Raw genomic sequence first — 14,310 nt, forward strand, 5'->3', positions numbered from 1 at the left:
GTTAACCGCGCTGACGCCAGACGGCGATCAGTTGCAGGTAGTTATGTTTAACTTGCTCAATCAATTCGGCGTCATCGATCTCATTGCGCAGCCACTTTTGCGCAGGCTGGGCAAACAGGGTGCGCCCGACGGCAAACCCTTTCACGATCGGGAAATTGACGGCGGCGCTAAAGCCTTGTTGCAATGTTTCCAGCGGCGCATCCAGCCCAAGGATGACCACGCCGCGACAGTAAGGATCGCGCTGTGCCAACAGAGGCGTGAGTTGCTCCCAGCCTTCGGCGGACAGCGGTGGCAGTTTCCACCAGTCTGGCCGCACGCCGAGGTTATAGAAGCGCTGAATGGCGCGTAGATAAAGCGCATCGCTGTGCGCCATCCCTGCGGGAAGAATAACTTCGAGCAGCAGTTCATGGCCGGATTGACGGCAGGCCTGATAGACCTCCATCACCTTCATTTCCTGCTCGCGCCGCAGCGCGTGGGCATCTTCCGGGTGGAAGAACACCAAACATTTCACCACGTGCTCCAGCGGCCAGCTCACCAGCTGTGAGCCGATGTTGCCCCGCTCCATGATTAAGGGGCGCGAACCCGGCAGTTCAATCGGTCGACCAATCCACCAGCCTTTTCCGGTGATATCATTCAGCGCATCCTGACCGAACGTGCCGTCACACAGCAGACCCGCTTTGCCCTCCAGCCCCGCCTGCTGAGCCGCATAATAGCTGGCACGCAAAATCAGCATCTTCAGCGCCGGAATACGACTGATTTCCGTGCCGCAGTTCAGCGCCATGTCTTCCAGTTGACTGCGGTGATCGAACGCAATCACGCACAGTTCATTCCACTGTTTACGGCGTGTCGTAACGCGATGTAGATGGTTAAGCTCTTCATCCAGATCGGGACGCGGAACGCTCGCCGCACGGGCTAAATAGTTATCCAGTTCGATCTTGCTTGGCATTGCTGGCGCGCAGCCGTGGCGTGATACCACCAGCGCACCACAGGCATTGGCGTAAGCACAGGCTTTCTCCCAACCTTCACCGTTGAGATAGCCGCGCAGCAGGCCGGACATAAACGCATCGCCCGCGCCCAGCACGTTGAGAACATCCACGCGTACCCCTTTGATCGTGATGCCTTTATCCAGATGGTCGGGAATGGCATCGCTAAACACCGAACAGCCCAGCGCTCCACGTTTACACACCAGCTCTGCCTGCGTATGCTGCCGTACCGTGCGCAGCGCTTGCAAGGTATCCGTGCTGCCGCCAGCAATGTGGAATTCCTCTTCGGTGCCGACAATCACGTCGAACAGCGACAGCACCTGCTGCAACTGCGCCGTGACTGCCTGCGCTTCAACAAAACGGGTTTCGCCATCGCCCAGCGACGTCAGTCCCCACAGCACCGGACGGTAGTCAATATCCAGCGCCGTCTTCACCCCGTTGCGCCGTGCATATTGCAGCGCCGTCAGCACCGCGGCACGCGTGTTAGGGTGAGAGAGATGCGTGCCGGTAATCGCCAGACAGCGGGACGATGCGATGTAATCTTCGGTGAAATCCTCCGACGAAATCGCCATATCAGCGCAGTTGTCGCGGTAGAAAATCAGCGGAAAGGTATCGCGATCTTTAATGCCCAACAGCACCAGCGCCGTCAGGCGTTCCTTATCGGTAATCAAATGGCTGGTGTCACAGCCGACCTGATTCAGCTCTTCGCGCAGGAAACGCCCCATATGCTCGTCGCCCACCCGCGCTAGCATGGAAGAACGTAACCCCTGCCGCGCCGTACCGTAAGCCACGTTGCCGGACGACCCGCCCAGATACTTGGCAAAACTGCCCATATCTTCCAGACGCGCGCCGATTTGCTGCCCGTACAGATCGACAGCAACGCGCCCCATGCAAATCACATCAAACGTCTTTTCCTTACTCATAGCAGCAAGCCCTGTAAAAAAGTCGCGTAAAAAAAGCCTTAATTAGCCCACCTCGTCCACGTTCACCCAGCGCGCCGTTTCGTGTGACTGCACTATCGCATCCAGAACTCGCGATACTTTCCAGCCCTCTTCGAAATCCGGCCATAGGGGTACGTCGGCCGCAATACCATCGATCAGATCGCGCACTTCCACCGTTTTCTGATCGTTAAATCCAATACCGTGTCCGGCGCTGGCACAGAAGGCCGCGTAATCCGGGTGTTGTGGCCCGGTCAGCAGCGTTTTAAATCCCTGCCGATTTTCCGGCTCGTCATGCCGATACAGCTTCAGCTCCGCCATGCGTTCCTGCGTGAAACTCAGCGAGCCTTTGGTGCCGGTCACCACGTAGGTCAGACCCATTTTTCGCCCACAGGCGATACGCGAAGTTTCAATCACGCCGCGCGCGCCGCTAGCAAACCGCACCATGGCATGCGCCTGATCTTCATTCTCCACCTGTACCCATTCGCTGCTGCCCGATGCCGTCGGACGCTGCGCAATTACCGTTTGCAGATCGCCACAGACGCTGGCGATATCGCCAACCAGATACTGCGCCATGTTGACGATGTGCGCCGCCAGATCCCCCAACGCCCCTAGCCCTGCCGTTTCTTTAAAGCAGTGCCAGTCTGCAGGTTTGTTAGGATCGGCCAGATAATCCTCATTGTGCGTGCCGTAAAAATGCACTACCTCGCCAATTTCTCCGCTGGCAATAATCTCTTTGGCAAGCTGTGAGGTCGGGTTCTTCATGTAGTTGAAGCCCACCAGCGTTTTCACGCCCGCCCGCTGTGCAGCATCAACCATTTCTCTGGCATCACGCGCGTTCAGCGCCAGCGGTTTTTCTGAGTAAACATGCTTACCGTGCTGGATGGCCGCCATCGCCATCGTCTTATGCAGAAAGTTCGGCGCACAGATATCCACCACATCAATGTCGGGATCGGCCACCAGTTCACGCCAGTCACCGGTTGAACGCTGAAAACCGAACTCCTGCGCCCGTTTAGCCGCTAGTTCCGGCGACACTTCCGCCAGCATGGCTTTCACCAGATTCCCTTTCAGCGGGAAGACCGTCGGTGCCTGCGCGTAGGCGATAGCATGCGCACGCCCGATGTAGCCAGTGCCGATTAACCCAATGCGTACATCCTTCATATCCACCTCAGTGCAAAAAAGATTCGGTACAGGCGCGGATCAGATAGCGCCGCGACGGCTCTTGGCATAGGTGTCGAACGCCACGGCCAGCACGATAATCAACCCGGTGATAATCTGCTGGTAGTAGGCCGATACGTTCATCAACACCAGTCCGTTAATCAGAATGCCCATGATGATCGAGCCGATAATCGTGCCGCTGATCCGGCCATAGCCGCCCATCAGCGAGGTGCCGCCAATCACCACCGAGGCGATGACGCGCAGTTCGAAGGTGATCCCCGCGACGGCTTCTGCGCTGCCGAGACGGGCGCTGAGAATAAAGCCCGCCAGTCCGGCCAGGCAGCCAATCACGACATAGACGCTGACCAGTACACGCTGCACATTCACACCAGCCAGTCGCGCCGCTTCGGTGTTGCCGCCAATGGCGTAGACGAAGCGACCCCAGCGGGTTTTATGCAGCGCCAGATAGCCCAGCAAGGCGACCAGCGCGAAGATCCAAATCGGCACCGAAATACCGAGGATCTCTCCCCGTCCCCACCAGCGATAGCCGGGATCAAAGCCCGCAATCGGCGCACCGTCGTTCATCACCAGCGTTAATCCGCGCCAGATGGTCATCCCGCCCAGCGTGACGATGAACGGTGGCAGACGCAGTTTGGTCACCCCTAAACCATGCAGGAAACCAATGAAAGTGCCCATTGCCAGACAGACGCCCAACGCGACCAGCCAGCTCAAGCCGTACCAGGCATCGGGATCGACGGTGGTGAAGTTGTCGCCTTTAATCACTGAGGCGGCAGTGATCGCACATACCGCCAGAATCGAGCCAACGGACAGGTCGATCCCGGCAGTCAAAATGACGAACGTCATCCCTACGGCCATGATGCCGTAGATGGACACTTCGGTAAGGATGTTGGTGATGTTGCGTTCGGACAGAAAGTTGCCGTTCTGCGACTGAAAGAAAATCAGCAGCAAAATCATGAAAATAAACACGCCAAAGCGTTCAAAAAAGGCAATCGGGTCAAAACGTCCGCGCGTATTGGACGGCGTAATGGTCTTAGAAAGCGGCTGCTGGGACATGCGTCACCTCCGTTATGCTGCGTGTAATGCGTCGTGGCAAATGGCCATCATCGTCATCAGTTTTTCTTCTGTGGCGTCATCGCCATGAATTTCCCCGCTGATCCGCCCTTCACTGAGCGTGATAATGCGGTCGGAAATCGCCATGATTTCCGGCAGGTCGGAGGAAATCACAATCACGGCGACGCCCCGTTTCGCCATATCGAACAGCACCTGATGGACTTCGGACTTGGTGCCGACATCAATGCCGCGCGTGGGCTCATCCACGATCAATACCTTGGGGTTCAGCGCCATACAGCGGGCAAGAATCACCTTTTGCTGGTTACCACCCGACAGCTTGCGCACCTCTTGATCGCTATTCACCATCTTGATGTGCAGCGCCTGACGGTAGGCGTCAATCAGATCGTCTTCTTTACGGGTGTTCACAAACCAGCGCCAGCGCATGAGCGACGAGAGATTGGAGAGCGAGATATTTTCCCTGATCGATAACCCCAGTACCGCGCCCTCTTTCTTGCGGTCTTCCGGCACCAGAGCAATACCCTGCGACAGCGCATGCAGCGGCGTGGACGGATGATAAGGCGCGTCATCCAGCACAAACTCACCGGTAGAGAACCCATCGGCACCAAACAGGCAGCGTGCGATTTCCGTGCGCCCTGCACCGACCAGCCCAGCAATGCCGAGCACCTCGCCCTCATGCACCTGAAAGCTGATATCTTTTAGCGCAATGCCGTGCGCATCCAACGGCGGTTTTTCCCGGCTTAAGCCCTTCACCGCCAGACGTACCGGCTTATCCTGATGATGCGTCTCGGAAGGCGGGCGACGGTTAAACACCACGTCACGCCCCACCATCAGGCGAATAATTTCCTGCACGTTGGTGCTGGCAACATCCCCAGAACCGGTGTAGCGGCCATCCTGAAACACGGTAAAGCGGTCGCATAGTTGGAAAACTTCATGCAGTCGGTGCGTCACATACACCACGCTCACACCGCGACCTTTTAGCTCACGTACCACGCGGTGCAGGCTGTCGACTTCGCTATCGCTCAGCGCCGCCGATGGCTCATCCATCACAATCAGTTTGGCGTTCAGCGTCAGCGCTCTGGCGATCTCCACCATTTGCTGCTGCGCTACACTCAAACGCGCCACCTGCGTCATCGGCGCAATATTCAATTTCAGGTAATCCAGTACCGCTTTCGCCTCGCGATTGACCGCCAGCGCGTCGACAAATAATCCACTGCGCTGCGGTTCACGCCCTAGGAACATGTTTTCCGCCACGCTCATATTCGGCAGCAGATTAAATTCCTGATAAATGGTGATAATTCCCCGCTTTTGGCGTTCAACCGGTGATTCGAGCGGTAACAGCTGCTGGCCGCCAAACCAGATATCGCCACTGGTCTGCGGCTGCGCCCCTGCCAGCGCTTTTAACAGCGTCGATTTACCCGCGCCGTTCTCTCCCAATAGCGCGTGAATTTCTCCCGGCTGTACGGTCAGTTGCGCATTGCTCAGCGCCCAGACGCCAGAGAAACTCTTTGCCAGATTGGTGATGTTCAGTAGGGGTTCCGTCATGCGTACCTTCCTCCCGCAAGGCCGCACGGATGCGGCCTGCTGAATACCTTTTATACCCGTAATACTTCAAGCTGCATGTGCGTTGGCTTCGTTCACTCACCCGAATCACTTACCTGAGTAAGCTCATCGGGATTCCCTCTCTTGCCGCCTTCCTGCCACTCGAATTATTTGGGGTATATGATTTAACAATGGCGTGGAAAACGATTTATTTTCCCGCTTCGCCAATGCGCTCGGCATCGTTCAGGTTATCTTTGGTAATCATGGTCGGTTGGTAGTCTGCCCCGGTGATAGGCGCTTTACTGCGGATGTTATTGGTTAACTGCGTCAATGCAGTGGTCACGGCATAGCCCGGACGCTGATCGGCGGTAACCGCAAGCCAGCCGTCGCGTACGCGAGCCAGCGCTTCCGGTACGGCATCAAATCCCGTCACCAGCACATCGCCGGGTTTCAGACCTTGTCCCTGTAACGCTTCAATCGCGCCCAGCGCCATATCGTCATTCGCAGAGAGGATCACCTGCGGACGTTTAGGCAGCGAAGGAAAAACACTTTCCACAATGCGCATCCCTTCAGAACGCATCCAGTTTCCCGTCTGGTCAGCCACAATGTGGTATTTGCTACCGCCCGCTTTCAGGCTATCGCGAATCCCCTGCGTCCGTTCAATGTTGGAAGAAGAACCCGGCTGACCGGTCAGCAAAATGATCTCTGCCCCATCTGGGAACTTGGTTTTAACATAGTCGGCAATAGCCTGGCCGCCTTTGTAGTTGTTGGCACCAAAATGCGGCACCGCTTTTTCCGTTTTCACCGAACGATCCAGCGTCACCACCGGCAGCTTGGCATCCTGAATTTCGGTCACGGCGCTGGAAACCGCATTAACGTCATTTGGTGACACCACGAAGCCCTGCGCACCACGCGTGATGGCATTCTCCAAATCGGCGGCCTGCTTCGGCGAGCTACCCTGCCCATCCAGAACCTGCAAATTCACGCCCAGTTCTTTGGCGGCTTTGACAGCAGTGCGCTGCATGTGAACTTCAAACGGCATAGCGAGATTCGGCGTACTGAAAACGATTTGTTCATTTTGGGCCTGAGCAAGACCAGACAGACCCAGTGCGATGGCGATTGCGGTAACGCTAATGATCTTTTTCATATGTCTTTTCTCTGCTTCTGTTATGGGTATAGGTGTAGGGTTGAAAGCAGGTAAAACGCGCTGTGCCGATGCGGTTACACGGCGACCTCCTTGCCTTGAGCCAGTGATTCAAACGCTTTATCCGCCAGATTCAACGCGCGTTCACCGTCCAGCCCGGAGCACTCAGGCTGCGTACGACCATTCAGCACATCGACAAAGTGCTGCCACTCTGCCGCGTAGGCCGCGTGATAGCGTTGCAGGAAGAAATATTCAGGTTTCGCGGACAGACAACCGTCATCCGTCCACTGCTCGACTACGTTTTCACGAATATTGCCAGCAGTGAGCACACCTTTCGCGCCGTGCAATTCAAGGCGCTGATCGTAGCCGTAGCCCGAACGGCGGCTGTTAACGATGGTCGCCATCGCGCCAGAGGCAAATTTCAGCACGATAAATGCAGTATCAATATCGCCCGCCTCACCAATCGCCGGATCGACCAGATTGCTGCCTTGTGCAAAGACCGACACTGGCTCTTCGCCCATAATGAAGCGCGCCATATCGAAATCATGGATCGTCATGTCGCGGAACATACCGCCGGAAACGCGGACATACTCGGCAGGCGGCGGGGACGGATCGCGGGAGATAATCAGGAGAGATTCTGGTTTGCCGATATTGCCTTCGCCAGCCAGCGTTTTGACGCGTCGGAATTGCGGGTCGTAGCGGCGATTGAAGCCCACAAACAATGGCACGTTCTGCTGTTTGACGACGGTCAGGCAGTCGCGAACGCGGGCAATATCCAGATGTACCGGTTTTTCACAGAAAATGGCTTTGCCATGCTTGGCGGCCAGCTCAATCAGGTCAGCGTGCGTGTCGGTCGCGGAGGCAATAAGAACGGCGTGCACGGCTGGGTCGTTCATGACCTCGTCAACAGTTTGCACTTTGGTATGGTAACGTTCTGCCAGCGCCGTGGCATTTGCGGGGTTGGGATCGACCACCGCGTACAGGTTGGTTTCTTTGTGTGCCGCGATGTTCACTGCGTGGACCTGACCGATACGACCCGCGCCCAATAAAGCGATGTTAAACATAGATGCTCCCTTGCTACCTGAGTGGTATTTAACGCCAGACTGATAAAGTGACGGGCTAACGGCTAGTCTCTTCTCTCCATCCCCATCACCCACTTTTTACCGCAAATCCTGATAGCTAAAATAAAACATTTATTTCAGTTTTGTATAAATTGAAAATTATATTTTTGCGCGTCAGTTAACATTTTCATGACATTTTCGCTGTTTTCTGCAACCACAATCACACATCGGGTGAGAACGTTTATGGGGATATATATGACTATCAGCGGATCGGTCAGGTGCTGGCGTACAGCAGGAGGGAAAATGAAACCGTGGTTTGAAATGAAATGGATATTTCAGTTTAATGTTACATGTGAGAGAAATCTTAAGCAGCGCTAAGCAGCACTATGACGCTAAGCTAACAATATCTAAAGCCATATGAGTGTCTTGCTGTTTCTGTTTTCTCGGCGTAAAAAATTGCGCTGAGGTGGGCGTGACTGCCGGGTGAGCGGCATGGACGCCGCGAAAGGCAGTGCCGCGTTGGGAACGCGTCACTGACGGCCCGAACAGCGGTCACGAACGCCGAAGGTATCGCGTAGCGACGCTATTAGCGCCGAAAAGCCAGTGGTCAAGGCGCTGCGGCGATTGAGCGCGCCTTGTCGGGCGTGTGTGGACACACTGAGGAAATAAGTATGCTTAACACGCCCGAAACCTTCGCAGAGGCTGGAATGAAACGGCAAAACTCATACCAGCCACTTGGCATAGCCCCCTAATATTGCCGCGCACGGGAGAGCGCAGCTTTCACACTATTGGCAGCAGACTCAATCTCTGGATTATCCGCAACCTGCGCCGTGCCCGTGCGCCACCAGGATTCATAGCCGTGCGTCATGGTCTTCGGCAGCACCTTGATATCGAGCAGTACCGGGCCTGCATGCTGACGTGATTCCGCCAGCGCCAGTTTGAGCGATGCCTCATCATGCACCCGCCACGCTTTGCAGCCGTAACTTTCCGCATTCTTGGCGAAATCCACCGGAATGAGCGCACCGCGCAGTTGCCCCGATTCCGCATCGCGATAGCGGTTTTCCGTACAGAAGCTGCCCATCCCCTGACTCATTTGCAGGTTGTTGATACAGCCAAAACCTGCGTTGTCGAACAACAACACGGTGATTTTGATGCCCTCCTGTACCGCCGTTTGCAGTTCGGTGTGGAGCATCAAATAGGAGCCGTCGCCAACCATCGCGTAGACAGGCTGCTGCGGTGCCGCAAGGCGTGCGCCAATAGCCGCCGCAATCTCGTACCCCATGCAGGAATAGCCATACTCCAGATGATAGCTGTCCGGCGTTTTCACCTGCCACACACGCTGTAAATCGCCCGGCAACGAGCCAGCCGCACCAACCACAATCGCGTTATCCTCCAGCTCATCATTCAGTATGCCCAGTACGCGCGTTTGCGTCAGATGGGTATTCAGCATCTGGCGGTATTCATCCAACTTGTCTTCCAGACCATCTACCACTTCTGGCACCAGCTCACCCTTATCCTGCACGGTAAACAGCCGCTCTAGTTCGCGCTCCCATTCCGCACGAGCCTGTTCGACAGCCTGCTGCCAGCCGCTACGATACGACACCGTTGCCAATCGTTCACTCAACGCTTCCAGCCCGACACGGGCATCAGCAATCAAGGGCAGCGCATCCAGTTTTAGCGCATCAAACTCGGCAACGTTGAGCAGTAAAAATTCGACATCTGGGTTCTGAAACAGTGATTTGGAACCCGTGGTAAAGTCGGTTAAACGGGTTCCAACCCCGATAATCAGATCCGCCTCTTGCGCCAGCCGATTCGCCGCCAGCCCGCCCGTGACGCCAATACCGCCACAGTTCAGCGGGTGCGATGAAACAAGTGCACCCTTGCCCGCCTGCGTTTCGCCAAAGGGAATCGCAAACTGCTCGGCAAACTGTGCCAGCGCATCATGTGCGCCGGAATAACGGACACCGCCGCCGCAAATCAGCATTGGACGACGTTTTCTCGCAATTAGCGCCACCGCATCATCCAGCCGCGCAGCATCCGGCGGACGACGTTCGAGGTGATGAACGCGCTTGCGGAAAAACGATGCCGGATAATCCCAGACCTCCGCCTGTACATCCTGCGGTAAGCACAGCGTTACCGCGCCCGTGTCTGCCGGATCGGTCAGGACACGCATGGCGTTAATCAGCGCACTCATCAGTTGTTCAGGGCGATTAATACGATCCCAGTAGCGGGAAACCGGTTTGAAGCAGTCATTGGTACTAATCGACAGATCGTGGTATTGCTCGACCTGCTGTAATACCGGATCCGGCTGGCGACAGGCAAACAGATCGCCGGGCAGCAGCAGTATCGGGATGCGGTTGGCGGTAGCGGTCGCCGCAGCGGTCACCATATTCGCCGCTCCCGGCCCCACCGATGAGGTCACCGCATAGATTTTCCGCCGCTTGTGCTGTTTAGCAAACCCGACGGCGATATGCGCCATTCCCTGCTCGTTGCACCCCTGATGCACGGTGAGACGGTTTGCCTCCTGCTCCAGCGCCTGGCCGATGCCCAGCACATTACCGTGACCAAAAATGGTCATGACACCCTGCACAAAGGGGGATTCTTCACCGTCTACGCTGATGTATTGCTGGTTGAGAAACCTGACCAGCGCCTGCGCCATGGTGATGCGACACGTATCCATTGATCTACTCCTTAAATAAGGATCTGATTTCTATAATGAACTATGTATATTCAGCGAGTATTTCGTGCGCAAAAATTTAGCTATTTTTATGCTACGTCATAGCACGCGCCCGACTCAGGGCGCTCAATCGCCGCCGCCCTGAGAACCTAGGCTAGTGGCGATAAATTATGCCGCTACGCGGGTCCTTCGGTATGTGTCACCGCAATCCGAACCGCCAGTGACGTGATTACTCGCCCCATAAACGGGGCTCACCCTGCCGGTCCAGCACAAGTGCTGTTCAAAAACGTCTCAGACGTTTTTGTCATGCACGGCACTGGCTTTCGCGACATCCCTGTCGCTCTTTCGGCGGTGCCCCTAACCTCAGCATAATTTTTAACGCCAGAAGAGAAAAACCAGCGCACGCGGTTTGTTACCCATTAACTGATAGATACTCAACTCACTCCAGCGTGGGCATGATGAAGCTGCTGGTGTGGTGTTCCAGACGGACGCTGGCGGGCCAGCGGCTGGTGACGGTTTTCATGCGGGTGTAGAAGCGCACGCCGTCGTTGCCGTGGACGTTGAGTGGCCCAAAAATGGAGCGCTTCCAGCCGCCGAAGCTGTGGAACGCCATCGGCACCGGAATCGGTACGTTTACGCCAACCATGCCGACCTGCACTTCTTCACAGAACTGGCGCGCCGTTTCGCCATCGCGAGTAAAAATAGCCGTGCCGTTGCCGTATTCATGGTTATTAATCAGCGTCACCGCCGTCTGGTAATCTGGCACGCGTACGACAGATAACACTGGGCCAAAAATTTCTTCCTGATAGATTTTCATCTCTGGCGTGACGTTATCAAACAGCGTTGGCCCGATAAAATAGCCTTGCGGGTGCCCTTGAACAGACAGCGTGCGACCATCGATACGCAGCGTCGCACCCTGATCGACGCCACTTTGAATATAGTCGGCAATTTTCGCCCGATGCGGCGCGCTGATTACAGGCCCCATTTCATTTTCCTGCCCGTCTACCAGACCCGGTCCAACGCGCATCGCTTTTATCTGCGCGCTCAGACGCTGGTGTAGTGCTTCTGCCGTGTCATCACCTACCGCGACCACTACCGACAGCGCCATGCAGCGTTCGCCCGCCGCACCAAATGCCGCGCCCATAATCGCGCTGGCAGCCATGTCCATGTCAGCATCCGGCATCAGGATGCAGTGATTTTTCGCTCCACCCAGCGCCTGACAGCGTTTGCCGTGCGCCGATGCAGTCTGGTAAATGTATTCCGCCACCGGCGTCGACCCCACAAAACTCACCGCCTGCACGCGTGGGTCGGTCAACAGCACATCCACCGCTTCTTTGTCGCCCTGAACCACGTTAAACACGCCATCTGGCAGACCGGCTTCTTTCAGCAACTGCGCCAACAACAGCGAGAGTGACGGATCTTTTTCCGACGGCTTAAGCACAAAGGTATTACCCGTCGCCAGTGCAATCGGGAACATCCACATGGGCACCATCGCCGGGAAGTTAAACGGCGTAATTCCGACGCACACACCGAGCGGCTGCATGAGTGAATGGCTATCCACACCCGTGCCAACATTCGCCGAGTGCTCACCTTTTTGTAGGTGCGGAATACCGCAGGCAAATTCAACGACTTCCAGCCCGCGCGTCACCTCACCCACGGCATCGGAATAGACCTTGCCATGTTCCTGTGAAATCAGCCGAGCCAGCGTATCCATTCGTTCTTCCAACAGCGCCTTGAAGCGAAACAGAACGCGCGCACGGCGTAGCGGAGAGTGCTTCGACCACGCAGGGAATGCCGCCGCCGCGCTGGCAATGGCCTGCTCAACTTCCGCCTTATCAGACATCATAACCTGGCGAATCTGCTCGCCCGTCGCCGGGTTATACACCGCCGCGTAGCGCTGGCTGTTGCTGGAGGCAATCGCCCCCTGAACGAAGTTAGATACGGTTTCCATGTTTACACCTTTGTGGGTTTTGAGGAGACAAACGGCTGACATCGGATTACAGTATATGAAATGAATATTCCATTTAATGTAAAAATAAAATAAATGTTGATTATTGTGATCCGCTGCGAATTTTTATGTAAACTTGAAGCCAGCTGTCCACAAAGACAGGCGAGCAGCCTCTGAAAATAGCCTTATCGATAAAAGGTTTGTCGCCAGAAATGCCGTACAGATAAAACAGCCGTATCCAGAAATGAATTTTCTGTTCCGTTTCAAGCGCCAATCATCACAGGCACGACGGAAGTGGGCAGAATTGTGATATGTGAGTCTTATACGTCTTTGGGAGATGACCCGATATGCCCATGGCAACCAGCCTGAGAGAGTTACAGGAACAGATCCGTGAGCGTTATGATTCGCTCAGCAAGCGGTTACAGCAGGTCGCGCACTATGTGCTGGATAATACCAACAGTATCGCGTTCGATACCGTTGCGGTGATCGCCGAACGCGCGGATGTTCCCCCCTCAACGTTGATCCGCTTCGCCAACGCCTTTGATTTCAGCGGCTTCAATGAAATGAAACAGCTATTCCGTATGAATCTGGTGGAGGAGACGGCAAGCTATACCGACCGTGCACGGCTGTTTCGAGCGATGGAAGCTGACGCGGTGCCAGAAACGCCGCTGGATATTCTGCATGAGTTTGCACGTTCAAACGCGCAGGCGATGCAACAGCTGGCAGCACGCACTCCGCAAGAGGATCTGCAAAAAGCGGTCGATCTGCTGGCGCAGGCGGACACGATTTATATCGTGGGGCTACGGCGCTCGTTCAGCGTCGCGACCTACCTCACCTATGCACTCAGCCATCTGGAAAGCAGTGCGATTCTGGTCAACGGTCTGGGTGGCATGTTTCGCGAACAACTCAGCCGCGTTAACTCGCGCGATGTGGTGGTCTCCATCAGTTTCTCACCCTATTCACAGGAAACCGTGATGGTCAGCGAAATGGCGGCTAAAGCTGGTGCGCGACAAATTGTGATTACCGACAGCCAAATCAGTCCGCTGGCAACGCTCAGCGACGTTTGTTTTGTGGTGAAGGAAGCGCAGGTTGATGCGTTCCGTTCACAGTCTGCCACGCTGTGTCTGGTGCAGTCGTTGATGGTATCGCTAGCCTATCGGCAGGGAAACGGCGCAGAACAGAGCGAAAAACAGCAGCGCGGCTAGCCGGAACTATTTACGTAGCAGGATGCAACATATAGGGAGACCCGTTTTATGCTTCAAGTCATCGCACAGGATTTTATTAAACCTGAGAGCATTGAGATCGTCATGCCGCTGTACCGCGAATTAGTAGAGAAAACGCGACAGGAACCGCTGTGCATCTCCTACGCGCTGTTTATCAACCAGAAAGATCCGGGGCATTTCACCTTTATCGAAACCTGGCCAGATAGAGCGGCACTGGACATTCACTGCCAGACCGAACACTTCCAGCGTCTGGTTCCCATGATAAATAGCCACCAGCGAGCCGAGTGCACATTTCTGCTGATGGATCCATTTGACAGTAATATTCCCACCGTTTGAATCAATCCAATTTTAGGTCGCCATGCGGCCTACATATCGTCACAACGCCTTCCTCATTTTGCTTTTTTTCACACTCAAATTTAATTCATTTTTTTTGAATTAAAATCTCAATTTTTTCCTGTTTCACATTTTTCACAACCAGATAACATACAAAAACCCTCTGACAACAGGTCATTTTACTGTTAACTCAGCAGGATAATGAATATCAAAC

10 protein-coding genes are annotated in these 14,310 nt (G+C 55.2%); 2 read left to right on the forward strand and 8 right to left on the reverse strand.

Annotated features, from left to right (window positions below):
- Position 1: 1 nt before the first annotated feature.
- From A0G03_RS17740 to A0G03_RS17780, 8 genes are all read right to left on the reverse strand, one after another.
- Positions 2–1,906 carry a bifunctional 5-dehydro-2-deoxygluconokinase/5-dehydro-2-deoxyphosphogluconate aldolase gene (locus A0G03_RS17740; protein ID WP_039290926.1) on the reverse strand — a complete coding sequence of 635 codons (1,905 nt, stop codon included), beginning with the start codon at positions 1,904–1,906 and terminating at the stop codon, positions 2–4.
- A 42-nt stretch (positions 1,907–1,948) separates the two neighbouring features.
- On the reverse strand, positions 1,949–3,082 hold the full coding sequence (locus A0G03_RS17745) for a Gfo/Idh/MocA family protein (RefSeq protein WP_039290923.1): 1,134 nt from the start codon (positions 3,080–3,082) through the stop codon (positions 1,949–1,951).
- A 39-nt stretch (positions 3,083–3,121) separates the two neighbouring features.
- Positions 3,122–4,153: an ABC transporter permease gene (locus tag A0G03_RS17750; RefSeq protein ID WP_048259406.1), complete on the reverse strand. Its 1,032-nt coding sequence runs from the start codon at positions 4,151–4,153 to the stop codon at positions 3,122–3,124.
- 12 nt (positions 4,154–4,165) lie between these two features.
- Complete coding sequence (locus A0G03_RS17755; protein WP_048259405.1) at positions 4,166–5,713, reverse strand: sugar ABC transporter ATP-binding protein; 1,548 nt, start codon at positions 5,711–5,713, stop codon at positions 4,166–4,168.
- A 205-nt stretch (positions 5,714–5,918) separates the two neighbouring features.
- A complete protein-coding gene (locus A0G03_RS17760; RefSeq protein WP_048259404.1) occupies positions 5,919–6,857 on the reverse strand; it encodes a substrate-binding domain-containing protein in 939 nt (312 codons plus the stop codon).
- Between the two features lie 74 nt (positions 6,858–6,931).
- A complete protein-coding gene (gene iolG, locus A0G03_RS17765; RefSeq protein ID WP_005974129.1) occupies positions 6,932–7,918 on the reverse strand; it encodes an inositol 2-dehydrogenase in 987 nt (328 codons plus the stop codon).
- Between the two features lie 745 nt (positions 7,919–8,663).
- On the reverse strand, positions 8,664–10,595 hold the full coding sequence (gene iolD / locus A0G03_RS17775) for a 3D-(3,5/4)-trihydroxycyclohexane-1,2-dione acylhydrolase (decyclizing) (protein ID WP_048259403.1): 1,932 nt from the start codon (positions 10,593–10,595) through the stop codon (positions 8,664–8,666).
- Positions 10,596–11,031: 436 nt separating this feature from the next.
- On the reverse strand, positions 11,032–12,543 hold the full coding sequence (locus A0G03_RS17780) for a CoA-acylating methylmalonate-semialdehyde dehydrogenase (RefSeq protein ID WP_048259402.1): 1,512 nt from the start codon (positions 12,541–12,543) through the stop codon (positions 11,032–11,034).
- A gap of 344 nt (positions 12,544–12,887) precedes the next feature.
- On the opposite strand from A0G03_RS17780, the gene A0G03_RS17785 reads away from it, so the two are divergent.
- Complete coding sequence (locus tag A0G03_RS17785) at positions 12,888–13,745, forward strand: MurR/RpiR family transcriptional regulator (RefSeq protein WP_048259401.1); 858 nt, start codon at positions 12,888–12,890, stop codon at positions 13,743–13,745.
- Positions 13,746–13,793: 48 nt separating this feature from the next.
- Complete coding sequence (locus A0G03_RS17790) at positions 13,794–14,099, forward strand: putative quinol monooxygenase (RefSeq protein ID WP_048259400.1); 306 nt, start codon at positions 13,794–13,796, stop codon at positions 14,097–14,099.
- The last annotated feature ends 211 nt before the right edge of the window (positions 14,100–14,310 follow it).

Source organism: Pectobacterium peruviense, assembly GCF_002847345.1.
GTDB classification, from domain to species: Bacteria; Pseudomonadota; Gammaproteobacteria; order Enterobacterales; family Enterobacteriaceae; genus Pectobacterium; species Pectobacterium peruviense.

What these genes read in the sequence shown, in the direction of transcription:
- A0G03_RS17740 (WP_039290926.1), bottom strand. Translation starts at nt 1,906, where the DNA reads ATGAGTAAGGAAAAGACGTTTGATGTGATTTGCATGGGGCGCGTTGCT.
- A0G03_RS17745 (WP_039290923.1), bottom strand. Translation starts at nt 3,082, where the DNA reads ATGAAGGATGTACGCATTGGGTTAATCGGCACTGGCTACATCGGGCGT.
- A0G03_RS17750 (WP_048259406.1), bottom strand. Translation starts at nt 4,153, where the DNA reads ATGTCCCAGCAGCCGCTTTCTAAGACCATTACGCCGTCCAATACGCGC.
- A0G03_RS17755 (WP_048259405.1), bottom strand. Translation starts at nt 5,713, where the DNA reads ATGACGGAACCCCTACTGAACATCACCAATCTGGCAAAGAGTTTCTCT.
- A0G03_RS17760 (WP_048259404.1), bottom strand. Translation starts at nt 6,857, where the DNA reads ATGAAAAAGATCATTAGCGTTACCGCAATCGCCATCGCACTGGGTCTG.
- iolG (WP_005974129.1), bottom strand. Translation starts at nt 7,918, where the DNA reads ATGTTTAACATCGCTTTATTGGGCGCGGGTCGTATCGGTCAGGTCCAC.
- iolD (WP_048259403.1), bottom strand. Translation starts at nt 10,595, where the DNA reads ATGGATACGTGTCGCATCACCATGGCGCAGGCGCTGGTCAGGTTTCTC.
- A0G03_RS17780 (WP_048259402.1), bottom strand. Translation starts at nt 12,543, where the DNA reads ATGGAAACCGTATCTAACTTCGTTCAGGGGGCGATTGCCTCCAGCAAC.
- A0G03_RS17785 (WP_048259401.1), top strand. Translation starts at nt 12,888, where the DNA reads ATGCCCATGGCAACCAGCCTGAGAGAGTTACAGGAACAGATCCGTGAG.
- A0G03_RS17790 (WP_048259400.1), top strand. Translation starts at nt 13,794, where the DNA reads ATGCTTCAAGTCATCGCACAGGATTTTATTAAACCTGAGAGCATTGAG.